This is a genomic window from Microbacterium sp. ZW T6_19 (genome assembly GCF_044987465.1).
GTDB lineage: Bacteria > Actinomycetota > Actinomycetes > Actinomycetales > Microbacteriaceae > Microbacterium > Microbacterium natoriense_A.
This window is the reverse complement of record NZ_JBJDRH010000004.1, coordinates 1-23599: the sequence shown is the minus strand read 5'-3', so window position 1 is coordinate 23599 and position 23599 is coordinate 1. Positions and strand designations below refer to the sequence as shown.

At 67.4% G+C, this 23599-nt stretch carries 20 protein-coding genes and 1 tRNA gene; 5 read left to right on the top strand and 16 right to left on the bottom strand.

Features of this window, described 5'->3' with window-relative positions; translation table 11 throughout:
* Positions 1–4 precede the first annotated feature (4 nt).
* Both ACI3KT_RS07125 and ACI3KT_RS07120 read left to right on the top strand, forming a co-directional pair.
* Positions 5–1195 carry a DUF58 domain-containing protein gene (locus ACI3KT_RS07125; RefSeq protein ID WP_307298483.1) on the top strand — a complete coding sequence of 397 codons (1191 nt, stop codon included), beginning with the start codon at positions 5–7 and terminating at the stop codon, positions 1193–1195.
* Positions 1182–3494 carry a transglutaminaseTgpA domain-containing protein gene (locus ACI3KT_RS07120; protein ID WP_404903352.1) on the top strand — a complete coding sequence of 771 codons (2313 nt, stop codon included), beginning with the start codon at positions 1182–1184 and terminating at the stop codon, positions 3492–3494. Before ACI3KT_RS07125 ends, ACI3KT_RS07120 begins: the two co-directional genes overlap by 14 nt.
* A 36-nt stretch (positions 3495–3530) precedes the next feature.
* On the opposite strand, the gene ACI3KT_RS07115 is transcribed toward ACI3KT_RS07120, so the two are convergent.
* Both ACI3KT_RS07115 and ACI3KT_RS07110 read right to left on the bottom strand, forming a co-directional pair.
* Positions 3531–4421 carry a rhodanese-related sulfurtransferase gene (locus ACI3KT_RS07115; protein ID WP_404903351.1) on the bottom strand — a complete coding sequence of 297 codons (891 nt, stop codon included), beginning with the start codon at positions 4419–4421 and terminating at the stop codon, positions 3531–3533.
* A 9-nt stretch (positions 4422–4430) separates the two neighbouring features.
* Complete coding sequence (locus ACI3KT_RS07110; protein ID WP_404903349.1) at positions 4431–5159, bottom strand: DeoR/GlpR family DNA-binding transcription regulator; 729 nt, start codon at positions 5157–5159, stop codon at positions 4431–4433.
* A gap of 55 nt (positions 5160–5214) precedes the next feature.
* On the opposite strand from ACI3KT_RS07110, the gene ACI3KT_RS07105 reads away from it, so the two are divergent.
* Both ACI3KT_RS07105 and ACI3KT_RS07100 read left to right on the top strand, forming a co-directional pair.
* Positions 5215–5571 (top strand): DUF4406 domain-containing protein, encoded by a 357-nt coding sequence (locus tag ACI3KT_RS07105; protein ID WP_404903347.1) that lies wholly within the window; start codon positions 5215–5217, stop codon positions 5569–5571.
* A 53-nt stretch (positions 5572–5624) separates the two neighbouring features.
* A tRNA-Ser gene (locus ACI3KT_RS07100) sits at positions 5625–5712 on the top strand.
* Positions 5713–5863: 151 nt separating this feature from the next.
* Here the strand turns inward: ACI3KT_RS07100 and ACI3KT_RS07095 are convergent.
* The 12 genes from ACI3KT_RS07095 to ACI3KT_RS07040 form a co-directional block, all read right to left on the bottom strand.
* The gene (locus tag ACI3KT_RS07095) at positions 5864–8887 is read right to left on the bottom strand and encodes an alpha-mannosidase (protein ID WP_404903345.1); all 3024 of its coding nucleotides are present in this window, start codon (positions 8885–8887) and stop codon (positions 5864–5866) included.
* 44 nt (positions 8888–8931) lie between these two features.
* The gene (locus ACI3KT_RS07090; protein ID WP_292910197.1) at positions 8932–9819 is read right to left on the bottom strand and encodes a carbohydrate ABC transporter permease; all 888 of its coding nucleotides are present in this window, start codon (positions 9817–9819) and stop codon (positions 8932–8934) included.
* Positions 9819–10748 (bottom strand): carbohydrate ABC transporter permease, encoded by a 930-nt coding sequence (locus tag ACI3KT_RS07085; RefSeq protein ID WP_373426300.1) that lies wholly within the window; start codon positions 10746–10748, stop codon positions 9819–9821. The genes ACI3KT_RS07090 and ACI3KT_RS07085 overlap by 1 nt, the downstream gene beginning before the upstream one ends.
* Positions 10749–10758: 10 nt before the next feature.
* Positions 10759–12111 carry an extracellular solute-binding protein gene (locus ACI3KT_RS07080; RefSeq protein ID WP_292910195.1) on the bottom strand — a complete coding sequence of 451 codons (1353 nt, stop codon included), beginning with the start codon at positions 12109–12111 and terminating at the stop codon, positions 10759–10761.
* Positions 12112–12254: 143 nt separating this feature from the next.
* Complete coding sequence (locus ACI3KT_RS07075) at positions 12255–13469, bottom strand: ROK family transcriptional regulator (protein ID WP_292910193.1); 1215 nt, start codon at positions 13467–13469, stop codon at positions 12255–12257.
* 115 nt (positions 13470–13584) lie between these two features.
* Positions 13585–14184 (bottom strand): GNAT family N-acetyltransferase, encoded by a 600-nt coding sequence (locus tag ACI3KT_RS07070; protein WP_404903344.1) that lies wholly within the window; start codon positions 14182–14184, stop codon positions 13585–13587.
* 1 nt (position 14185) lies between these two features.
* Positions 14186–14815, bottom strand: coding sequence for a phosphatase PAP2 family protein (locus ACI3KT_RS07065; RefSeq protein WP_404903342.1), 630 nt, complete (start codon positions 14813–14815; stop codon positions 14186–14188).
* Positions 14816–14833: 18 nt separating this feature from the next.
* Entirely contained in the window at positions 14834–16192 is a 1359-nt protein-coding gene (locus tag ACI3KT_RS07060; protein ID WP_373426301.1) for a multidrug effflux MFS transporter, read from the bottom strand.
* 184 nt (positions 16193–16376) lie between these two features.
* The gene (locus ACI3KT_RS07055) at positions 16377–17531 is read right to left on the bottom strand and encodes a cystathionine gamma-synthase (protein ID WP_404903340.1); all 1155 of its coding nucleotides are present in this window, start codon (positions 17529–17531) and stop codon (positions 16377–16379) included.
* 54 nt (positions 17532–17585) lie between these two features.
* The gene (locus ACI3KT_RS07050; protein WP_404903339.1) at positions 17586–18545 is read right to left on the bottom strand and encodes a carbohydrate ABC transporter permease; all 960 of its coding nucleotides are present in this window, start codon (positions 18543–18545) and stop codon (positions 17586–17588) included.
* Positions 18542–19681 carry a carbohydrate ABC transporter permease gene (locus ACI3KT_RS07045; RefSeq protein ID WP_404903337.1) on the bottom strand — a complete coding sequence of 380 codons (1140 nt, stop codon included), beginning with the start codon at positions 19679–19681 and terminating at the stop codon, positions 18542–18544. Before ACI3KT_RS07045 ends, ACI3KT_RS07050 begins: the two co-directional genes overlap by 4 nt.
* 103 nt (positions 19682–19784) lie before the next feature.
* Positions 19785–21101: an ABC transporter substrate-binding protein gene (locus tag ACI3KT_RS07040; protein WP_404903335.1), complete on the bottom strand. Its 1317-nt coding sequence runs from the start codon at positions 21099–21101 to the stop codon at positions 19785–19787.
* Between the two features lie 260 nt (positions 21102–21361).
* Here ACI3KT_RS07040 and ACI3KT_RS07035 point away from each other — a divergent pair, with 260 nt between their 5' ends.
* The gene (locus ACI3KT_RS07035) at positions 21362–22369 is read left to right on the top strand and encodes a LacI family DNA-binding transcriptional regulator (protein ID WP_307298509.1); all 1008 of its coding nucleotides are present in this window, start codon (positions 21362–21364) and stop codon (positions 22367–22369) included.
* A 63-nt stretch (positions 22370–22432) separates the two neighbouring features.
* On the opposite strand, the gene rplL is transcribed toward ACI3KT_RS07035, so the two are convergent.
* Both rplL and rplJ read right to left on the bottom strand, forming a co-directional pair.
* A complete protein-coding gene (gene rplL / locus ACI3KT_RS07030; RefSeq protein ID WP_292909382.1) occupies positions 22433–22816 on the bottom strand; it encodes a 50S ribosomal protein L7/L12 in 384 nt (127 codons plus the stop codon).
* A gap of 49 nt (positions 22817–22865) precedes the next feature.
* Positions 22866–23354, bottom strand: a complete 489-nt coding sequence (gene rplJ / locus ACI3KT_RS07025) for a 50S ribosomal protein L10 (RefSeq protein ID WP_045255761.1) — start codon at positions 23352–23354, stop codon at positions 22866–22868.
* Positions 23355–23599: the final 245 nt, after the last annotated feature.

Sequence of the window (23599 nt, the reverse complement as noted above, 5' to 3'; positions counted from 1 at the left end):
TCTCATGCGACGTCGACGTGCCCTCACCTTCCGAGGCACCGGTGCGCTGCTCGCGGGCATCGGCTGCCTGATCGCGGCCAACCTCATCGGCGCGCCGATCCTCGTCTACGTGGGCATCCTGCTCGTCGCGGTCACGCTGATCGCGTTGCTCGTCGTGCGGCTTCCCCGTCGCAGCGGCAGCGTCGCGCGTCAGATCTCCACCGACCTGCTCACGGTGTCCGAGACCTCGCTGGTGACGGTGCGATTCGACCTGCGAGCGCTGCGGGTCCCCCACGGTCTCTGGCGCGATGTGCTGCCGGACGCTGTGTCGGGTGATGCGGCGGGCGAGTACCCGGGCGAGGACGGGCGGCTCAGCTATCCGATCACGGGCGTTCGGCGCGGGGTCTGGGCGATCGGCCCTCTGATGCTGCGGACGGTCGATCCTTTCGGCCTCGCGCAGCGCGAGCAGAGTTTCGGCGAGACGCGCACGATCACCGTCGTGCCTGAGGTCTTCGCCCTCGCCCCGCTGGCCGTCAAGGTGGGCGCCTCGGGCGGCACGGCGCACACGTCGTCGAGCCGACTCGGGCAGGGCAGCGACAACCTCTCCCCGCGTCGCTACGTCTCGGGGGACTCGATGCGCCGCATCCACTGGCGGGCCACTGCGCACCGCGGACAGCTTATGGTCCGGCAGGAGGAAGAGGAGTCCAGCCCCGACGCTCTCGTCATCCTGGATCGGAGCTCCCCTCGTTGGGAGAATCCCGGCGACGACGCGGATCCCGCGTTCGAGGCGGCGGTGTCGCTGTGTGCCTCCGTCGCCGTGCACCTGGTGCAGGAGGGCTACGGCGTCGACGTGATCGACAGCGCGGGCAACGCGCTGGGCACCCTGCGTGGACACGAAGACGACCGCGAAGGGCTGCTCGTGGCGCTCGCGATGGTGTCTCCCCGAGGCGGTGCACGAGACATCACCACGCTCGTCGGCGGCACGCCACCCGGCCCCCTCGTCTACATCACGGGAGCCCTCGATGAAGACGGCGCCGAGACCCTGCGTCCGGCCGGCGCCGCGGCCGCCATGCTGTTCGCCACGGGGCTCGGCGACGGCGCCGCACAGGCCGCCGCCCGCCGTGGGTGGCGCGTCGCCACACTCGGCGCCGACGTCGCCGACGCCTGGGCCGAAGCCTCTCCCGAGGGGATCGGAGTCGGCGATGTCCCGCACTGACACGATCGCCGAGCCGGCTGCAGAGGCCGCACAGACCCTCGATGCGCTGGTCGCACTGGGCTCGAGCGGACCGCGACGGCGCCGACGGCCGCCCACCCTGAGCTGGCACGGTGATGACGAGCGCCACGAGGCGTTCTTCGCCCCGGCTGTGCTCGCGACGGCATCCGCTCTCGTTGCGCTGTGGCCCTACACCTCGGTGATCTCGCCCGGGACATGGTCGTTCACCGTCCTCTCTGTCGTGCTCACGGTCGCGCTCGTGGGTTTCGGAATGCGCATAGCGCTGCGCTACCGACCCATGTGGGTCCGCGAGCTCTCGGCCCTCGTCGCACAGGTGCTCGCCTCGATCGGCGTGGTGACGCTGCTGGTCGCCGGCGACACCGCCGTGTTCGGACTCGTGCCCACGCCCACCTCCCTGAGGATGTTCGAATCGCTCACCGCGACGGCCTGGGAGCAGGTGCTCTTCGGATCGGCGCCCCTCGACAGCACTCCGGGGCTCCGCCTCCTGATGGGTGCCGGATTCGCGATCCTGACGATCCTGCTCGATCAGCTCATCGCGACACGCGGAGCCGTGCTCGCGAGTCTGCTCGTCGCGGTGGTGGGCGCGGTCCCGATGATCGTGACGCTCGGCGAAGCCAACATCGTCTGGTTCGTGCTGCTGGCGATCGTCGTGCTCCTCCTGTTCCGCAGCACGGCCCGCCGTCACCCCGATGCACCGCGCCGAGACTCGTCCTTCACCGCCATCGCAGCGGGAGCCGCGGCCGTCGTGGCCGCTCTCGTCGTCGCCCCCGCCGTCCCGGTGTCGGCGACACTGGCTGGCAGCGGCATCGGCGTCACGGTCGACGCCTCGTTGCGCCTGGGTGAAGACCTGCGCCAGCCGAACCCGGTCGAGGTGCTCACGCTCGCGACGAGCGGCAAGACCGCCCCCTACCTGCGCCTGACGACGCTGTCGGACTTCAACGGCCGCACCTGGGTACCCGATCGCGGTGAGCTGCAGTCGACCAGCACCGGCTTCGGTCCTGCGGAATGGGGCGAGGACGTCTCGGTCGCCGAGCAGACCACGTCGATCAGGGTGCTGCGCATGTCGAGCTCGTGGCTGCCGGTGCCGTATCCGGCCACGAGCGTGCAGGGCGTGGGGGCCGCGTGGATGGTGATGCCCGAGAACCGCACGCTCGTCTCGCGCAACGCGGATGCCGTCGGCAACGACTACACGGTCGCGTCCTCGAGCATCACCCCGTCGCTCGAGCAGATCCGGGCGCTGTCGGCAGCGGAGACGTCCGCCGCCGACGACGAGGTCGAGCTGCCCGAGATCATCCCGCAGACCGCTGCGGAGGTCACGGCCACGGCGACGACGGACTACGACCGGCTGATCGCCATGCAGAGCTGGTTCCGCACGCAGTTCATCTACTCGCTCGACACTCCGGTCGAGGAGGACTTCGACGGCACCGGGGCGCAGGCCGTGGCGAAGTTCCTCGAGGTGCGTTCGGGCTACTGCGTCCACTTCGCCGGAGCGTTCGCGCTCATGGCGCAGAGCCTGGGCATGGAGACCCGCATCGTCGTCGGCTATCTGCCCGGCACACGCACGCAGGAGAAGCGCGGAGACGAGGCCGTCTACTCGGTCTCCAGCGATCAGCTGCACTCCTGGCCCGAGGTGCTGTTCCCCGGCATCGGGTGGGTGCCGTTCGAGCCGACCGCGACCCTGGGCACGCCGACGGCCTTCTCTTCCGCCGCGACCTCCGGAGGAACAGGAGGCTCGGCGACGCCCGCGCCGACCACACGACCCGACGACGAGGAGACCCCGGCTCCCGAGGTCGATCGGAACGACGCCGGCGGCGGCGCGACGGGTGCCGACGGACTGCGGCGTCTGGACCCGACGCCCGTGGTCCTCGGCGGCTTCGGTGTGCTGCTGATCGTCCTGCTGCCGATGCTCATCCGCCTCGCGGTCCGTGCGATGCGGCTCGGACGAGCGCGCCGTGGAGACGCGGGAGCGGCTTGGACCGAGCTGCGTGCGACCTTGATCGACTTGCAGATCGCGGTCTCGGATGCCGATTCGCCGCGTCGACGAGCCCGCGGGCTCGTGACGGAGAACGGCGTTGACGGGCAGGCGATGAAGACGCTGACGGATGCCGTCGAGCGGGCGAGCTACGCGAGATCGGCCGAGCCGGCCGATCTGGCGCCGGCGCTCGGAGACGTGCTGCATCGTCTGCGCGCGAGCGTCGACCGGCCCGCGCGAGTCAGAGCGCTGCTGATGCCGAGGTCACTCGTCGCCGGACGCGCCGGTGACGCTCCTCTGCTGGCCTGACTCCTGTCGCTGTGGTCAGGCCGGCGTGCCCGGTGGTCAGGCAGCGTGTGCGTTGCAGCGCACGGCCTCGCAGGACTCGCATACGACGGCCTGAGTCTGGCACGAAGGATCGGGGCAGTTGGCCGTGCGGTTCGTCGCCGCGCCGCATCCCGCGCACACCCCGATGACGGCGGCGTGGTCGGAGAAGTCCATCGAGCGGCGCTTGTCGAAGACGTACAGCGATCCCTCCCACAGGCCGTCGTCGCCGTACTGCTCTCCGTAGCGGACGATGCCGCCCTCGAGCTGGTACACCTCGCCGAACCCCCGGGAGGTCATCAGGCTCGACAGCACCTCGCAGCGGATCCCTCCGGTGCAGTAGGTCACGACGGGCTTGCCTTTGAGGTCGTCGTAGGCCCCGGAATCGAGCAGCGACACGAAGTCGCGCGTGGTCTCGGTATCGGGCACCACCGCGTTGCGGAACCGGCCGATCTGCGCCTCGAGCGCGTTGCGGCCGTCGAAGAAGACCACCTCGTCGCCCCGCTCGTCGATCAGCTCGTGCAGAGCCTCCGGGGTCAGCCGGGTGCCCCCGCCGACGACGCCGTTCTCGTCGACCTGCAGCTCACCCGGTGCGCCGAACGACACGATCTCGTCGCGCACTTTGACGCTGAGCTTGGGGAAGTCGAGGCTGCGGCCCTCGGCATCCACTCCGGTGCCCTCGCTCCACTTGATGTCGGCGTCTTTGAAGGGCGCGTATCCGCGGAACTTGCGCACCCACTTCTTCAGCGTGATCACATCGCCGCCGAGCGTGCCGTTGATCCCGTCCTTCGAGATGAGCAGACGCCCGCGGAGCCCGAGCGATTCGCCGAGGTCGCGCTGCCACAGCCGGATCGCCTCGGGATCGGCGAGCGGGGTGAAGACGTAGAAGAGGATGATCTTGGGTGTTGCCACCCAAGGATTTTACGCGGTGCGCAGTTGTGAGATGAGCGGGTTGCGGTCTTCGCGATCGGTGATGATGCCGGAGACCTCGTCGAGGGAGAGCACGGGGAAGCGCGAGACCGCACCGATCTTCTCCGCGCTGCCGAGCACGTAGGTGTCGGCGCTGCGCGCGGCGAGCGCACGCTTGGTGACCGCATCATCGAGCTCTCCTGTGGTGAGTCCGTGCTCGGGGTGGATGCCGGTGACGCCGAGGAAGAGGACGTCAGCGGCGAGCCGGGCTATCGATTCCTGCGCGAAGGCTCCTCCGACGACCGCCGAGTGCCGGCTGAGCTCGCCGCCGATCATGATCACTCGGGCTCTCGAGCTCTCCATCGCGGCGAGCGCGACAGCAGGGCTCGGCGTGAGGACGGTGACGTCGTCTGGGAGCATCCGCGCCATGGTGAGCGTCGTCGTTCCCGCATCCAGGATGATCGTGGATGCCGGCCCGATCAGCGCGACCGCCGCTCGGGCCACACGGTCCTTGCTGTCGGTGGCGATGCCCAGTCGCTGGGCGACGGGCGCGTCTGCCGCGGGCACCGGCAGGGCGCCGCCGTACACGCGGATGCATCGGCCCTCATCGGCCAGTTCGCGCAGATCCCGGCGTATCGAGTCCTCCGAGATGCCGAGGTCGGCGGCGACGGCCTTGGCCACGACTCTGCCGTCGGCGGCGAGCAGAGCCATGAGGTGTTCTTTGCGTTGCGCGCTCAGCATCTCGTTTCTTCCTGTTCTTTCATGTTGTTGCACGGTTAACGCTACAGTGTCCGACATGAACAATCCACTTCTCATTCTCATCGCCGGCCCCTATCGCTCCGGCACCGGCGGAGACCCCGCCGCGATCGCGCGCAACCTCGAGCGCCTCGAAGAAGCGGCGGCGCCTCTGCACCGCCTCGGCCATGTCCCGATGATCGGCGAGTGGGTCGCGTTGCCGACTCTGCGCGGCCTGACACCGGGCGAGACCGGGCAGTCGGACGTCATGTACGACGTCGCGGCCCGACTGCTGCAGCACTGCGACGCGGTGCTCAGACTTCCCGGCGCCTCCTCGGGTGCCGACAACGACGTGAAGATCGCCCGCGAGCGCGGCCTGCCCGTGTACTTCTCGCTGGATGAGGTCCCCGCGGCCTAGGCCCATGTCAAAGGACGCCCGGGCGATCGGATAGACTGTTCAGGTTGTTCCTTGGTGACGTGTCCGAGCGGCCGAAGGAGCACGCTTGGAAAGCGTGTGTTGTGCAAGCAACCGCGGGTTCGAATCCCGCCGTCACCGCCAAACGTCAAACGGCCCTCGCGAAGCGGGGGCCGTTTGACGTTTATCTGATGCTGGGGGATTCGGGGAGCCCTGAGCGCAGCGAAGAGCGGAGTCCCGCCGTCACCACTGCACAGCCGAAGGGCCCCGCGCGGACGGAGGCCCTTCGGCTGTGTCAGACCCGCGGCAGTCGCAGCGTCACGAGCTGGAACGGACGCAGCGCCAGCCGGATGCCATCGGCATCCTGACTCGTCAGGGCGGCCCGTTCGATCTCGCGCTCGAGCAGGTCCACCTCGCTGGCGTCACCGCTCGGGAAGCCCACGGTGACGGTCGCCTCGGCACGACGCCCGAGGGCCTCGTACAGTCGGACGACGACGTCGCCGCTGCCGTCCTCGGCGAGCTTGACCGCCTCGATCACCACGCCCGGGTGGTCGATCGAGACGAGAGGCTGCACATCGTCGGCGCCCTCGATGCGGCGCTCCGCGAGGTTCGTGCGGTATCCCTCGGCGATCGCGTCGACGAGCTCGCCGCCGATGACGATGCCCACCTCCAGATGGTGCCGGCCCTGGTCCTGCTGCGGATCGGGGAACAGCGCCGCCCTGACGAGCGAGAGCCGCACGGTCGAGTACGTGCCGCCCGTCTCACGCGGGTGCCGGGTGATGTCGTGGCCGTAGGTGGAGTCGTTGGTGACCGCGACGCCGAAGTCGCTCTCCCCCACTCTGACCCACCGATGCGCCACGGTCTCGAAGCGCGCAGCATCCCACGAGGTGTTCGTGTGGGTCGGACGCACGATGTGCCCGAACTGGATCTCGGAGGCGGCGTGATCGGTGTGCACGTCGACGGGCACACTGAGCTTGAGCAGCTTCTGCCGCTCGTGCCAGTCGATGTCGACGGCGAGCTTCAAGGTCCGCGACCCCTCATCGAGGCGGATGCTGTGCACCAGCGTCGATGCTCCGAATGAGCGCGAGATCACCACGGCGCCGTCGACGACCTCCATGACGTCCACGTCGAGGAGATCGGTGACGTTGCGGCGGTAGTGCTCGTCGATGTCCCAGGCGTCCCACTGCGTCGGGGTGTCCCGGTGCAGTTGGAAGACCCCGGCGCTCTGCCCTGCGGGCACGACCTCGCGGCCGCTCGCCAGGTCGACGATCGACGTCAGCGCACCCCGCGCGTCGATCGTCACGCGCACGAGCCCGTTGTCGAGCACGAACCCGCCGTCCACGGCGACCGGTTCGACGGGAGCGACGGCATCCGCCTCGCCGATCGCCAAGGCGCCGACCGCGGCATGCCGGTGCGGGGCCGCGTTGGCCACGAGGCTGCGCGTGCCCTCGCCGACCAGCGCGCGCAGCGAGTCGGTGATGATCTGCTCGAGCTCTACGGCGATCGCCGCGTAGTTGCGTTCGGCATCCTGATGGACCCAGGCGATCGACGACCCCGGCAGGATGTCGTGGAACTGCTGGAGGAGCACGAGCTGCCAGAGGCGCTTGAGATGCTCGGCCGGGTAGGCGCGTCCGGTTCGGACCGACGCCGTGGCGGCCCAGAGCTCGGCCTCGCGGAGCAGATGCTCGCTGCGACGGTTGCCCTGCTTGGTGCCCAGCTGGCTCGTGTAGGTGCCGCGGTGGAACTCGAGGTACAGCTCACCGCTCCACACCTCGGGCGACGGGTACTCGGTCTCGGCCTGCTCGAAGAACGCCCGCGGCGTGGAGTGCCGGGCGATCGGCGATCCTTCCAGCGACGCCGCGCGCTCGACCTGCGCAGCCATCTCTCGGGTCGGCCCGCCCCCGCCGTCGCCGTAGCCGTACGGCAGCAGCGAGACCCGGGCACGTCCCTTGTCCTGGAAGTTCCGTTGCGCGTGCGCGAGATCGGCCTGCGACGCATCGGAGTTGTACTTGTCCACCGGAGGGAAGTGCGTGAACACGCGCGTGCCGTCGAGTCCCTCCCAGAGGAACGTGTGGTGCGGCATCCGGTTCGTCTCGTTCCAGGAGATCTTCTGGGTGAGGAACCACTTCGATCCTGAGGCCTTGATGATCTGCGGAAGAGCACCGCTGTACCCGAAGGAGTCGGGCAGCCAGACCTCGGGGGTGTCGATCCCGAACTCTCGGAGGAAGAACCCCTTCCCTTCGACGAGCTGACGAGCGAGGGCTTCGGAGCCCACCATGTTCGTGTCCGACTCGACCCACATGCCGCCGACCGGAACGAAGCGTCCTTCGCGCACGCGCTCGACCAGACGCTCCCAGATCTCCGGGTAGCGCTCCTTGATCCAGGCGAACTGCTGCGCTGACGAACTGGCGAACACGACGTCGGGGTTCTCGTCCATCAGCGAGAGCACGTTCGAGAAGGTCCGCGACACCTTGCGGGCCGTCTCGCGCACAGGCCACAGCCAGGCCGAGTCGATGTGCGCGTGACCGACGGCATGCAGCACATGTGCGCTCGCATGTGCGGGGCTCGCCAGCACCGCCCGCAGCGCCTCGCGACCCTCTGCCGCCGTGCCCGCGACGTCATGCGGGTCGACGAGGTCGATCATCCGATCCAGCGCCTGCACGATCTCCGCGCGTCGTGGAGACGAGGCATCCAGCTCGGCCACGAGTCCGCGCAGGATCACGGTGTCGTCGAGCAGGGACTCGACGGTCAGGTCGCGCAGGGCCACATCGACGACGCGGAGCACGTAGACCGGATCGACACCGGCGGTCTCGGGGTCGCCGAGGTCGGTGGGGTCGAACGTGAAGATGCTGCCCACGTCGGGGTTGGAGGCCGCCTCGAGCAGCACGTCGATGCGGCCGTCCGGCTGGACCGCCGCGGCCACCGTGTTGTTGAACGGCGAGATGCCCTTGATCGGATTCCCGTCGAGACCCCAGACGAGAGCCTCGGCCTGAAAGCCGCTCTGTCCGGCCGTGAAGCCGAGGTCCACGACGAGCTCTGCCCGGGTGCCGTCGGGAAGATCGCCGGATGCCGTGCGCCACTCGGTCGGGATCTCCCCGCTGACACGGAACCAGGTCGTACCCCAGGGGCGCCCCCACGGGGCTCCGACTGCGGTGGGCGCGTAGTCAGCCCGGAGTGCATCGGCGAAGGGCACCGGCTCCCCCGGCACCTCCCAGGCGCGAACCTCGAGCGGGTGGCTCAGCCGGTGACGCGCCGGACGGAGGCGCTCGCGGATGAATCGGTCGATGCGCATCTCGATGAGCGCGGTGCGGTCGTGCATGTGTGGTGCTTTCTGGATCGTGGGGTTGTGCGCGGAGGTGAGGATCAGCCCTTGACGCCGCCGGCCAGCGCGAAGCTGCTGCCGGAGAGGCGCTGCACGAGCAGGTACAGGACGAGGATCGGCACGGAGTACAAGGTGGCGAACGCGGCGAGCTGCCCGTAGGCGACGGCGCCGTGGTTGCCGAAGAACGTGAAGATCGCGACGGCCGCCGGCATCTTCTCCGAGCTGAACAGCAGGACGAACGGGACGAAGAAGTTCCCCCACGCCTGTGTGAACACGAAGATGAAGACGACGCTGATGCCGGGGCGCATGAGCGGCAGGACGATGGTCCACAGCGCCCGCATGGCGGAGGCTCCGTCGACCCATGCGGCCTCCTCGAGCGAGACCGGCACCGAGTCCATGAAGTTCTTCAGCATCCAGATCGCCATGGGCAACGACGTCGCGGCCATGAAGAGGATCACGCTGACCTGCGAGTCGAGCATCTTCAACTGCACGAAGAGTGCGTACACCGGCACCATCATGGCCGTGATCGGCAGGCACGAGCCGAACAGGACCGAGTACATGAAGCCGCGCTGGAAGCGCGAGTTGTGCCGCGAGAGCGGATACGCGGCGAGCACGCCGACGACGACGGTGATGAGGGCCGTGCCGAACGAGATCAGCGCCGAGTTCCACAGCGGCAGCAGCGTCATGGACCAGTCGAACACCGAGACGAAGTTGTCGAAGGTGAGGCTCTCCGGCACCGAGATCGACACCGTGGCCGACGGGGACACCGCAGAGAACACGATCCACGCGATCGGCACGAGGAACACGATCCCGATCACGATCAGGACGGTGTTGGCGAGCCACGTCGAGCGGCGCTTCGCGGGAGAGGCGACGGAGATCCGCGGGCCGCGCCCGACGACGGGGCGGACGAGTGCTTCAGTGGCGGTCATCAGTCGACCTCCGGCTTGAGGATGCGGATGTAGAAGATCGCGAAGATCGCGCCGAGCACGAGAGTCACCGCGGCGATCGCCGTGCCGTAGCCGATCTGGGAGTACTGGAACGCCTCCTGATAGGCGAGGACGGGAAGGGTCGAACTCGATACGCCCGGCCCTCCCTTGGTCATCACCCAGATGAGACCGAAGGTCCCGAGCGTCTGCAAGGTGGTGAGCATCAGGTTCGTCGAGATCGAGCGGCGGATCATCGGGATGGTGATGAGGAAGAAGCGCTGGGCGGCGTTCGCGCCGTCGATCTGCGCGGCCTCCATCACCTCGGGCGGCACCTCGTTGAGAGCGGCTCCGTAGACGAGCATCGAGAAGGCTGTGCCCCGCCAGACGTTGGCGAGGATGACGGCGAACATCGGGTACTCGATGAGCCAGCTCACCGCAGGGATACCGACGGCCTCCAGCAGCGCGTTGAGCGTCCCGTCCTTCGAGAAGTAGGCGTAGAGGGCGAAAGCGGCGACGATCTCGGGCATCACCCAGGCGACGACGACGAGCGCGCCGACGACGCTGTTGACCGACTTCGAGCCGATGCGCATGAGCGCGGCGACGCCGAGGCCCAGCACGTTCTGACCGATGATCGCGGAGAACAGCACGAAGACGACCGTGAGAACCAGCGCCGTCCAGAAATTCGGGTCGGTGAACAGCGAGAAGTAGTTCTCGAGTCCGACGAACTCGGGCTTCGCCGCCCGATAGCCCGTGAGGGCTCGGTTGGTCAGCGAGCCCCAGATCGCATAGATGATCGGCCCGAGCAGGAACACGACCAGCAGCACCACGGCGGGCAGCAGCGGGACGGAGCGCATCAGGTCGCGGAAGCGGGCGCGCCGCCCGGGCCCGGTATGCACCGGGACCGGGCTGCGCGTTGCGGAGGCGGAGGTCACTGCGGGTTTCCTACTCGACCTTGTCCGTGCCGACGATCTGGGTGAGCGCATCGTCGTAGGTCTTCGCCGCGTCCTCGGGTGTGGCTTCTCCGGTGATCACCGATTCGGTCGCCTGCTGAAGCGCGCTGGTGATCTGCGAGTAGTCCGGTGTGGTCGGACGGAAATGCGTGTACTTCACGAGGTCGGAGAAGAACGCGAACGTCGGGTTGTACGAGAGGTACGCGTCGTCGGTCGCGACGTCCTCCCGGACGGCGATCTGGCTGTTCTCCGTGTCGTACTTGAGGGAGTTCTCCTGGTTCAGCGCCATCGCGATGAAGTCGAAGGACGTCTGCGGATGCTTCGTCTGAGAGCCGACCGCGAGAGTCCAGCCCCCGGACATCGACGTGTAGCCGGGGTCGCCGCCGTCCTGCGTCGGCATCTTGGCGAGACCGATCTTGTCCTCCCAGCCGTCCCAGGCGCCGTCGCCGCTGATCCAGCCGCCGGGCAGCCACGATCCGTCGATCGCCATGGCGAGCTTCCCCTCGGGCAGCAGCTCGGTGGAGACGCGACTGCCGATGGTCGCATCGAGGGCGAGATCGAGCGGAGTCGCCAGATCGTTCTTGTAGAGCGTGTCGTAGAAGCCGAAAGCGTCGGTGAGGCCCTTGGAGCCCACGGCCCACTTGTCGGAGTCGGCGTCGTACAGGGTGGACTCGGTGCCGTAGAGCAGCATCTCGAGCCCCTGCATCGACGTCTGCTCACCGGCGCTCTTGCTGCCGTAGATGTTCAGCGGGATCAGGTCGGCGTTGTACGCCTTCACCGCTTCGGCGGCGTCGAGGATGTCCTGCCACGAGGTGGGCTGCCAGTCTGCGGGGAGTCCTGCCGCGGCGAAGATCTCCTTGTTGTAGTAGATCGCGCGGGTGTCGGTGCCCATCGAGACGCCGTAGGTGCTGCCGTCTCCACCGAGCCCCGCCTCCTTGGCGGCGTCGTAGAACTGGTCCCAGTCGTCCCAGTCGGCGAGGTAGTCGTCGATCGGGAGCAGATAGCCGGCGGCGGCGTCGGAGCGCAGCTGGAACGTGTCCTCGTAGATCACGTCGGGTGCGGTGTCGGGCGAACCGTTCATCAGGGCGAGCTTCGTGAAGTACTCGTCCTCGGACTCGATCGGCTGGAGCTTCACCGTCACACCGGGGTTGGCGGCCTCGAACTCGGGTTTGACCTTCTGGAAGAGGTCGTCGAGCTGGTGGAACGCGGACGTCATCTGATAGGCGACCGTGATGGTGCGGTCTCCGCTGTCGGACGTCTCCGCGTCCCCGGACGCGCTGCATCCCGAGAGGACGACCGCGCCGACGGCGATCGCGCCGATGGCGGCGAGGGGCTTCGTTCGCATCTGCTTTGCTCCTTTGCATGCGGACCTCGCTGTTGAGGCCCTCAGACGGATAATCCTATCAAATGGGATAAATAGGTCGATACGACCCTATAACAGTTCCGTCACAGAACGCTATGCCGTTCGGCGATGACGGCAGACCGCCGTCAGTGGCTGATCATGAGCCGCGACGCCCGCGCGGTGAGCGCGTCATCGAGTACGAGGCAGGCGGCCCCCACAGCGGCGGAGTCCGCGCCGATCTGCGAAGGGCGCAGAAGCACGGGCTCCGTGGAGGTGCTCACCGCAGTGGTGTGCACCCAGTGGTCCAGCACCGGGAGAAGCCGCTCACCGAGCCTCGACCACGCGGGACCCCCCAGGACGACGATGCCGAGATCGAGGAGGTTGTTCACCTCGACGATCGCCGTCGCGAGATGCCTCCCTGCGCGCTCCAAGGCCGCAAGCACTCCCCCGTCGCCGGCGGCGGCCAAGGACGACAGCAGCTCGAGCTGCCTCCGCGCATCTCCCATGTCGCTCGGCGGAGTCGCCCGCTCCGCCTGGGCAAGGAGCATCCGCGGTTCCATGATCACTCCGATGCAGCCGCGCGATCCGCAGGTGCAGACCGGCCCCTCGGGGTCGACGACGATGTGCGCGATATTGCCGGCGTTGCCAGTCCTGCCGTGCACCGGCGCCCCCGAGACGGAGAGCCCGAGCCCGAGTCCGGCGCCGTAGTAGAGGAACATCGCGTCGGCGAGCTCTTGCCCTGCATCGAACCACTGCTCCCCGACGACGGTCGCCACGACGTCTTTCTCGAGCAGGGTCGGCAGCCCGCTGACCCTTTCCAGCTCCTTGCGCACCGACACGTTGTGCCAGGCGGGCAGGAGCGGCGGATTCAGCAGGCGACCCGCGTCACGGTCGAACGGCCCCGGTGCCGCCACACCGATCCCGAGCACGCGCTCGGCCGGAAGGCGCGCCTCGACGATGAGCTGTCGGACGCTGTCCCCCAGACGAGCCACCAGTTCATCTGGCGACGCATCGGCGCCCCCGGGGGTCTGCTCGGTCCGAGCGACGACAGCGCCGGCGGCATCCACCACCACCACGGTGTCGACGGCCGGGTCGAGATGCACGCCGACCGCGTAGCGCGAATCCGACCGCAGCGCGAGGAGCGTCCGGGGCTTTCCGGGCCCGGAGATGACCTTGCCGGTCTCCTCGATCAGTCCCTCGTTGGCGAGTCGGCGCGTGACATTGCTGAGCGTCTGCGTCGACAGGCCCGTGCGTTCGGCGAGTTCGCTGCGGCTGAGCCCTTCCTCGGACCGGCGAATGAGGTCGAAGACGAGCGCCTGGTTGTAGACGCCGACAGCAGGGAGGTTCGACCCACGCTGCATATCCCGCTCCTCACCCGTGCGCCTCCATCGGCGCGTTGATGTTCATGATCGCCGCGCAGCACGGCAACGGTCAAACCCGGCCCGCGAGTTCGGGTCCGCAATGGACGCCGGCAGATCAGCCGAACGCGACACCGTAGCTCTTTCCGCCCGGTGCCGTTGGCAGCTCCACCATTCCCAACCGCTCGTAGAAGGCCGCGGCTCCCGTGTTGTCGGGATCCATGCCGAGGTGCAGCCCTGGCACTCCCCGTCGCTCGAGCTCGGCGAACAACGTCTCGATCAGCCGGCGCCCGAGCCCCTGACCCTGCGTCTCCGGGAGCAGATCGATATGCAGGTGCGCCGGATAGGCCGCCGTGTTCTGATCCGCTCCGGGACCGCGGGTGTAGCCGTACTCGATCATGCGCTCCTCGCGCGTGCCGGCCTCGGCCGGCCGTGGATATCGCGCGTGGAATCCAGGCCACCACTCGTCGCGGAACCACGTGTAGAACGCGTCGGTGTCCTCCGTCGCGACGATGTAGCCGATCGCCCGTCCGTCGTCGGCCTCGACGATCCACGCGAGATCGGGGTGGCGTTCGACGTACGGCACCGCGAAGAGATCCCCCCACAAGGAGTCGTCGGAGAGGATGCCGGTGGCATCTTTCCCGGCATCGGCCGTCTTGAGACAGATCTCGTACATGGCGGCTCTATCACTCGGGCGATAGGGACGGATGATCGGCATCTCAAGCTCCTCGGGGGTGTGACGAAGTACGGATGCCGCGCACCCACGGCAGCATGCCGGCGGCCAGGAGCAGCACCACGGCCGAGCCGACGAGTGCACCCCCGAGAGTGTCTGTGGCCCAGTGCACCGACAAGAACGTGCGCGACAGGGCCATCGCGATGATCCACACGGCACCGGCGACGGCCGTCCACACCCGGGGGAACAGGACCCAGACGACGAGGGCGATCGTCGCAGCGTTCGCTGTATGTCCCGAGGGGAATGATCCGAAATCGCTCACCACGATCATGTCGTCAGGACGCGCGCGGCCGAACAGGTGCTTGAGGATCTGCACGGCCCCTGCACTGGCCGCGAAGCAGATCGCCGCGAACACGGCCGCGCGCCAGCGCCCGGCGAGGAGCAGAATCGTGATGGCGAGCAGAGGAACCCCGAGGATTGCGATCCATCCGCCTCCGATCGCATTGAGCACCAGGGCGAAGTGCACCATGGCGTCAGCGCGATGGGCGGACACGAACTCGTTCCACCATGCGTCGAAGGCGGGCGGCTCGGAGAAGCCGAACACGATCAACGCGCCCAGCACCACCGAGGCGGTGAGCAGACCGGCCCCCCAGCCCCACAGCATCCGTCGTCTCATCGCTCCATTCTCCCTATTTCAGGGTGCGAGCATGCCGACCGTGCGCGGACGCACGATCAGCCACAGGGACAGCAGGCCGATCACAGCACAGCCCACCATGACCGAGGCCATGGTGGTCGCGGTGATACCGGCGCCCTTCGAGATCCATCCGACCACGGGCGATATGAGGCCGGCGACGCCGAAGTTCGTCGCTCCGATGACGGAGGCCGCGGTGCCCGCCGCCTTGCCGTGGCGGTCGAGGGCGAGCACCTGCACGTTGGGGAACGTGAAGCCGCACGCCGTCATGAACACGAACAGCGGGATGACGGTGCCCCACAGTCCGAGGCCCAGCTGATCGGTGACGATGATGGCGACGCCCGCGAGCAGCAGGACGGCGGTCGAGTAGGCCATGACCCATTGCGGGCCGAAGCGCGCCGCGAGCCGCGAGGCGAACTGCACGCCGGTGACGACGCCGAGGGAGTTCACGGCGAACAGCAGGCCGTATTGCTGGGCGTCGAGTCCGTGCGTCTGCTGGAACAGGAACGGCGAGGCTGACAAGTACGAGAACAGTCCGGAGAAGGTCATGCCGCCGATGATCAGCACGCCGATGAAGACGCGATCTGAGAACACCGAGCGGTACCGCTGCAGGACAGTCGCCCCGCCCTTGTCCTGCCGTCGAGCGGCGGGGAGGGTCTCGGGGATGAACACGATCGTCGAGATCAGCATGATCACGCCGTAGACGGCGAGGAACACGAAGATCCCTCGCCACGGCATGAGCGTCAGCAGCCACGAGCCGATCAGCGGCGCCGCCACCGGCGCGACGCCGGAGACCAGGGCGAGGCGCGAGAGCATCACGACCAGCCGGCGGCCGCCGAAGAGATCGCGGACGACGGCCATCGCCACGACACCGCCGGCTGCGGCGCCGACGCCCATGAGCACGCGGGCTCCGCTGAGCAGCGGCAGCGTCGGCGCGAGGGCGGCGGCAACGCTCGCCAGGACGTGCAGGGCCGTCACGACGATGAGCGGAATGCGCCGCCCGACCTTGTCGCTCAAGGGGCCCACGACGAGCTGGCCGAGGGCGAAGCCGATCATGGTTCCGGTCAGGGTCAGCTGGATCGCCGCCGCCGAGGTGTCGAAGTCCTTCTCGAGCACCGGGAATGCCGGAAGGTAGAGGTCGATCGTGAACGGGCCGAGAGCTGTGAGCGCGCCCAGCAGCACGATGTAGAGGATGCGACGCCCGTTCGAGATCGAGTCGCCGGGGTGCAGCATGATCGGCGCGGTCGCCGGGTTCGAGCCGAGGGTGCGGATCGCGCCTGTCGCCGAGGGCACGCGGATGCTGCCGGTGGCGGTGCGTTCGGGAACGGTCAGGAGGGGATCGGTCGTGGGCGCGTCAGACACAAAGAGCTTTCAGAAGAGGAGCGGATGCCGTCGAATCGATTCGACTGAAGCATCCATGTTACCGCGATCGCACGACCTCACATGCGCCGGTCTGACAGATGTCGGCTCAGAAGACAGATGTCGGCCGAGATGACGGATGCCGACCGACATCCGTATTCTCGGCCGACATCCGTATCGGCGCAGCTCAGCGCGTGATCTTCGCGAGTCCCTGCTCGAGGTCGGCGATCAGATCGTCGACGTCTTCGATGCCGACCGAGAGGCGCACGACGTTCTCGGGTACGGCGAGCTCGGTGCCCCGCACCGAGGCATGCGTCATGTCAGAGGGGTAGCCGATGAGCGACTCCACTCCCCCGAGCGACTCGGCGAGCTGGAACAGCTCGGTCGACTCCGCGAAGCCGCGCGCGGCATCCGCTCCTCCGGCCAGAGCGAGCGAGAGCATCCCGCCGAATCCGCTCATCTGGCGGGCGGCGATCTCGTGACCGGGGTGCGAGGCGAGCCCCGGATAGTAGACGCGCTCGAACTCCGGGCGCCCCTCGGCCCACTCGGCGATCGCCTGTGCGTTCGCGGAGTGCTGGCGCACCCGCACCGCGAGAGTCTTGATGCCTCGGGTCGTGAGCCATGCGTCCATGGGCGCCGACACGGCGCCCACCGCGAACTGCTGGAACTTGACCTGCTCGTACAGACTGTCGTCGCCGAACACCACGGCGCCGCCGAGCACGTCGGAGTGTCCGCCGAGGTACTTCGTCGTCGAGTGCACGATGAGATCGGCGCCCAGCGCGAGCGGCTGCTGCAGAGCCGGCGAGGCGAAGGTGTTGTCGACCACGAGCACGGCCCCGGCGGCCTGGACGATCTCGGCGATGGCCGCGATGTCGACGATCTTCAGAAGCGGGTTGCTCGGGGTCTCGACCCAGACGATCTTCGTCTCGGGCCGGATCGCTGCGCGCAGCGCGTCGGCATCCGACATCTCCACGGTCGTCGTCGCGACTCCCCACGGTGCGAACACCCGGGTGAGGAGACGGTAGGTGCCGCCATAGGCGTCGTTGCCGATCACGACATGGTCGCCGGGCTTCAGGATGCCGCGCAGCAGCGCGTCTTCGGCCGCGAGCCCCGAGGCGAACGACAGTGCGTTCTCGGCGCCTTCGAGGGCCGCGAGCTGCGTCTCGAGCGACGACCGCGTCGGGTTGCCCCCGCGGTTGTACTCGAAGCCGTTGCGGAACCCGCCGATGCCGTCCTGCACATGCGTGGAGGCCTGGTGGATCGGCGGAATGATCGAACCCGTCGTGGGGTCTGGCGCCTGCCCGGCGTGGATGGCTCGGGTGGCGAATGCGTGATCGGACATGTCTTTCAGACTAGGTCCGCGCTCGCCACCCGAGATCCAGGGTTACGCCGGTGGTCAGCCCTTCGTCGATCCCGCGAGCAGGCCGCGCACGAAATACCGCTGCAGCGAGAAGAACACGATCAGCGGAATGATGATCGACACGAAGGCGCCGGCGGTGAGCAGGTACCAGCCCTCACCACGGCCCGTGATCTCCGCGAGCACCTTCGTGATCGGCGAGGCGGCGCCGTCTGCGAACACCAGCGCCACGATCAGGTCGTTCCAGACCCAGAGGAACTGGAAGATCGCCACCGATGCGATCGCCGGCATCGTGAGCGGCAACACCACGCGGAAGAAGATCTGTCCGCGGGAAGCACCGTCGACGCGCGCGGCTTCGATGATCTCGCCCGGAATCTCGGACATGAAGTTGTGCAGCAGATAGATCGCAAGAGGCAGCGCGAACATCGTGTGGGCGATCCAGACCTGCGCGTAGCCGCCTGCGACGTCGAGGCCCAGCGTCACCTGAACGCCGAACAGGTTGATTCCTCGAGAGAACGACGACAGCAGAGGAACCAGCGCCATCTGGATCGGCACGATCTGAAGCGCGAACACGAAGATGAACAACGCGTTGCGCCCCTTGAACTCGATCCACGAGAACGCATACGCCGCCATGGCCGCGATCATCAACGGGATGATCGTGGCGGGGATCGTGATCACGATCGAGTTGAAGAAGGACTCCAGGATCGTCAGCTGAGTGGTGCCGGACTGCAGCACAGCAGCGTAGTTGTCGATCGTCAACTGCGGATCGGTGAAAACCGTCCACCAGCCTGTGGTCTCGATCGCGTCCCGGTTGCGGAACGACGAGATGAACAGCCCGACCGTCGGAATGGTCCACACCACGGCGATGACGATCGATGCGACGGTGGCCCAAGGCCGGCTGAGGCGCTTGCGCGCACGTCCGGCCGATGCTTCGAACCGGCCGCCTGTCGTGATCGCTCGCGTGCTGCTGCCGGCGTCTGACTTCATGGTGTCGGTCATCGGATCTCCCGCTGCTTCTTGATCTGGCGCGCGTTGTAGATGACGATCGGCAGCACCAGGATGAACAGGATGACGGAGAGCGCGGCGCTGCGTCCCGCCTCGAACTTCGAGAACTGGGTGTACATCTCGTTCGCCAGCACCGACGTCCCGTAGTTTCCGCCGGTCATCGTGCGGACGATGTCGAAGACCTTCAGCGAGGCGATCGAGATCGTCGTCAGCACGACGATGAGCGCGGGCCGGATCGACGGGACGGTCACCGACCGGAAGCGCTCCCAGGCGTTCGCACCGTCGAGTTCCGCTGCTTCGAGAAGCTCAGCGGGAACGCCCTTGATGGATGCCGAGAGCACCACCATCGCGAAACCGGTCTGCACCCAGATCAGCACCACGATGAGGGCGAGGTTGTTCCACGGGCCGTTCAGCAGGAACTGCTGCGGCTGACCGCCGAACCAGACCAAGATCTGGTTGAGCAGGCCGATCTGCTCGAACTCGGGACCGCGGTACGCGTACACGAAGCGCCAGATGATGCTGGCGCCCACGAACGAGATCGCCATGGGCATGAAGACCAGGAGCTTGTAGACCTTCTCGCCGCGGGTCTTGTCGATGAAGACCGCGTACGCGAGGCCGATCAGCGTGGAGAGCGTCGGGACGAGCAGCACCCACACGATCGTGTTCACGACCGAGCTGACGCCGTCGGACTGCGTGAAGATCCAGAGGTAATTGGAGAAGCCGACGAATTCCTGGCCCGTCGAGTTCCAGAACGATGCGTACACGGTCTGGATCGACGGCAGGATCAGACCGGCCAGGAGCAGGAGCATCGCCGGAGCCATGAAAGCGACCAGCTGGATCAGATATCCCGCGCCATCGCGGGATCGGTAGTCCAGGAAGAAGAACAGAGCGCCGACGGCGACCGCCACTCCCATCGCCCAGTAGTAGGAGTTGAAGAACCACATCACCGCGAACGGGATGAGCAGGCACATCGCCAGGCGGATGCCGGTGTAGAGAGCGCCCTTTCGCGGCGCGATGTCGACGAAAAACAGGATGACCACCACGACCACCGCGAATGCGATGACCACGGCGACGGCCTGGAGGATCGGGGGGAGCGCCCCGATCCATTGGAAGAACACAGTCGCGTTCACGGATTCCCCTTCATGAGACGGAGCCAATCAGCAGTCCGGGCGACGAGGCGCGGACCGGGTGTGAGAAAGGAGGGCCGCCCGTCGGGCGGCCCTCCTCATCCGATCAGCTGGATGGCCAGCCGGTCTGGATCTGCGTGAGGACCTCATCCGTGGAGGTCCCGTTGATCCAGGCGACCATGCCCTTCCAGAAGGTGCCGGAGCCGACCGCACCCGGCATCTGGTCCGAGCCGTCGAAGCGGAACGTCACCGAATCGTCCTGAAGCAGCTTGATCGACTCCTGCAGGATCGGGTTCTCGACGGCGTCGATGTTGACGCCCTTGTTCGCAGAGGTCACGCCGCCGAGTGCCAGGCGGCTGTCAGCCCACTCAGGGCTCGACAGGTACTCGAGCACCTTCTGCGTCGCCTCGGAGTCGCTGAACGCGCCGACGATCTCGCCGCCACCCGTGATGAACGTCTCGTCCGGGCTCTTGCTCGGAAGGAGGAACGCCCAGACGTCGCCGTCCTCGGCGATGTTCGTCTCCTTCGGGAAGAAGCCCGAGAGGAAGGATGCCTGGTGGGTCAGCGCGCACTCACCGCTGGCCACCTTGGGCGCCACATCGCCGAACGCGGTCGAGTTGATCGAGCGCACATCGCCGAAGCCGCCGTTGACGTACTCGGGGTTCAGCAGCAGCTTGCCGGTCTCGTCGAAGGCCGCCTTGATCTGCGGGTCGGTGAACGGGATCTCGTTCTTGACCCACTGGTCATAGACGTCAGCCCCGGCATTGCGGAGCACGAGGTCCTCGATCCAGTCGGTGCCGGGCCAGCCCGTCGCGACGCCCGACTCGAAGCCGGCACACCACGGCGCCGCGCCGCTCTTCTCCTTGATGGTCTGAGTGAGCGTCAGCAGCTCTTCCCAGCTCGTCGGCTCCTCGACGCCCCACTCGGCGAACTTCTTCGGCGAGTACCAGACCCAGCCCTTGACGCTGGCCATGAGCGGCGCGCCGTAGAAGGTGCCGTCGTACGTGCCGAAGTCGACCCAGCCCTGCGTCCAGCCCTCTTCCGCGTTCTTCTTGACCGCATCCGGAGCCGGCTTCAGCAGGTCGCGAGAGGCGTAGTCGGCGAACAATCCCGGCTGCGGGAAGATCGCGATGTCGGGCGGGTTCCCGCCCTGAGCACGGGTTCCGAGCTGGGTCTCGAAGTCCTGGCTGCCCTCGTACTTGATCGTGATGTCGTTCTCCTTCTCGAAGTCCGCCCAGGACTCCGCGAGGAGCTTCGCCTCGTCATCGACGATCGTGCCGTAGATGGTGACGGTCTTGGAGTCGCTCGACCCTCCACCGCCTCCGCTCGCTCCACCCGGTGCTCCACATCCGGCCAGCGCGATACCCGCGACCCCCAGGAATGCGAGCGGCACCAGCCGCCGTGAACGCTGTGACAGACCCATGTGGTTCCTCCTCTTCGAGTAACTGTCCCCAAGTCTCGGCGCCCCTCAGCGACGCGATCGGGAACCGATTCCAGGCCAACCTACCGGCGGCCCCACCCCCGGCACAATGCCTCAGGGTCACAAGTTCGCATCCTCTTCCACGATCGGGCACGTTCTTATGGGAGCGCTCCCTCGGCTTTAGTGTGGAACCGGTTCCCTTCTGCGCCCGCGCACACTACGATGTCCAACGGCATACGTCGCAGAAGGTCGAGGAGGACCGGATGAGCACGATCGCGGACGTCGCGGCACGCGCAGGCGTGTCGAAGGCGACTGCGAGCCGCGCTCTCAGCGGTAACGGATACGTCTCGGAGGCGACCCGGAAGAGGGTGACGGATGCCGCGACGGAGCTGCTGTACGTCGCGCACTCCTCGGCGACCAGCCTCGCCACCGGGCGCACGCAGACCGTGGGCGTGATCATGCCGGCGGTCGACCGCTGGTTCTTCTCCGAACTGCTCGCGGGCATCCAGGAGGCGCTGTTCGACCTCGACTACGAACTCGCGCTGTACGGCATCCGCGAGGGCACGACGACCAGGGATCGGCTCTTCGACACCGTCCTCCCCCGTCGGCGCTTCGACGGGATCATCGCGGTCGGCATCCAACCCAGCGCTCACGAGCTCGAGCGCCTGCAGCGATCGGAGCGCCCGCTCGTGAGCGTGGGTCCGTACAGCGAGGGGTCGAGCGCCGTCTCGATAGACGACGCGGCCGCGGCCCGCATCGCCACGGAGCATCTCATCGACCTCGGCCACACCGATATCGCGTTCATCGGCGGAGCGCCGGATGCGGCGTCGCTGAGCTTCGGCGATGCGCGGCGCGCCGACGGTTATCTCGAAGCGCTGCGCGCGGCGGGCCTGGCCGACGCCGCACGGCTGATCGACGCCGGCCCGACCATGCCCGGAGGATACGACGCGGCTGTGGAGCTGCTCGGAGACCGACGCCGGCGCCCGACGGCGATCGTGGGGGTGTGCGATGAGGCGGCGATCGGCGCCACCATCGCCGCACGCCGGCTGGGCATCTCCGTTCCGGCCGAGCTCAGCGTCGTCGGCATCGACGACCACCAGCATGCGGCGATGTTCAGCCTCACGACGATCAGGCAGTCGCCCCGCGAACAGGGGCATGAAGCGGTGAGACTTCTGCAGGAGCAGATCGAGAGGCCGGATGCCGGCATCGAGCGGGTGGTGACGGCATCCGCTCTCGTGGTGCGCAACTCGACATCCGCACCTCGTCCCTGACCCTGCCGGAACGCACGAAGGCCCCGGGAGAACCCGGGGCCTTCGCAGAAGCGTCAGACGAGATTACTTGAGGGTAACCGTCGCGCCGGCCTCTTCGAGAGCAGCCTTGGCCTTCTCGGCGGTCTCCTTGTTGGCGCCCTCCAGGACAGCCTTGGGAGCGCCGTCGACGACACCCTTGGCCTCGCCCAGGCCGAGCGAGGTGAGCTCGCGGACGACCTTGATGACCTGGATCTTCTTCTCGCCAGCAGCCTCGAGAACGACGTCGAACGAGTCCTTCTCCTCCTCGGCCTCGGCAGCGCCTGCGCCACCAGCGGCACCGGCGACGGCGACGGGGGCAGCAGCGGTGACCTCGAACTTCTCCTCGAACGCCTTCACGAAGTCGTTGAGCTCGATGAGGGTCAGACCAGCGAACTGCTCGAGCAGCTCTTCGGTGGTGAGCTTCGCCATGATTTATCTCCTAGATAGATGGTTTTTGTAGAACGAGAACGCTGGTCGCTTACGCGGCCTCTGCGGTCTCCAGCTTTTCGCGAAGAGCGTCGATGGTGGCGGCAGCCTTGCCCATCGTCGCCTTCATCATGCCCGCAGCCTTCGCCAGCAGAACCTCACGGCTCTCGAGCGCGGCGTACTTGTTGACCTCGTCGGCAGAGAGGGCGTTGCCCTCGAAGATGCCGGACTTGATCACGAGAAGCGGGTTGGCCTTGGCGAAGTCACGAAGAGCCTTGGCAGTGGCGACGAAGTCACCGTGCACGAACGCGACGGCCGACGGACCCTTGAGGTCGTCGTCCAGCGCGGTGATGCCTGCCTTGTTGGCGGCGATCTTGGTCAGCGTGTTCTTCACCACGGCGTACTCAGCGTCCTGACGGATGCTGTTGCGCAGCTCCTTGAGCTGGGCAACCGTCAGACCGCGGTACTCGGTCAGCAGAACGGCGGACGAGTTCTCGAATGACTTCGTGAGCTCGGCAACCGATGCATCCTTCTGCGCCATGGTCACTCCTTGGTGTGTACGAGGCGCCTCACGGAGGTGAGACGCCGCCTCGACCACTCGCTCTGAAAATGAAAAGAGCTCCGGCGCAAGCGCACGGAGCTCTGAAAGTTCGTGACACCTGCGCGGGCCCCTGCATTGCAGAGCTTCGATCACCATGTGCTTGCGCACACGACGACGACCAGCGGTCTTCGGTTGCATCCACTGTACCTCACGGCCTCCCCGTCCCCAAATCCGGGCTGCCGCCC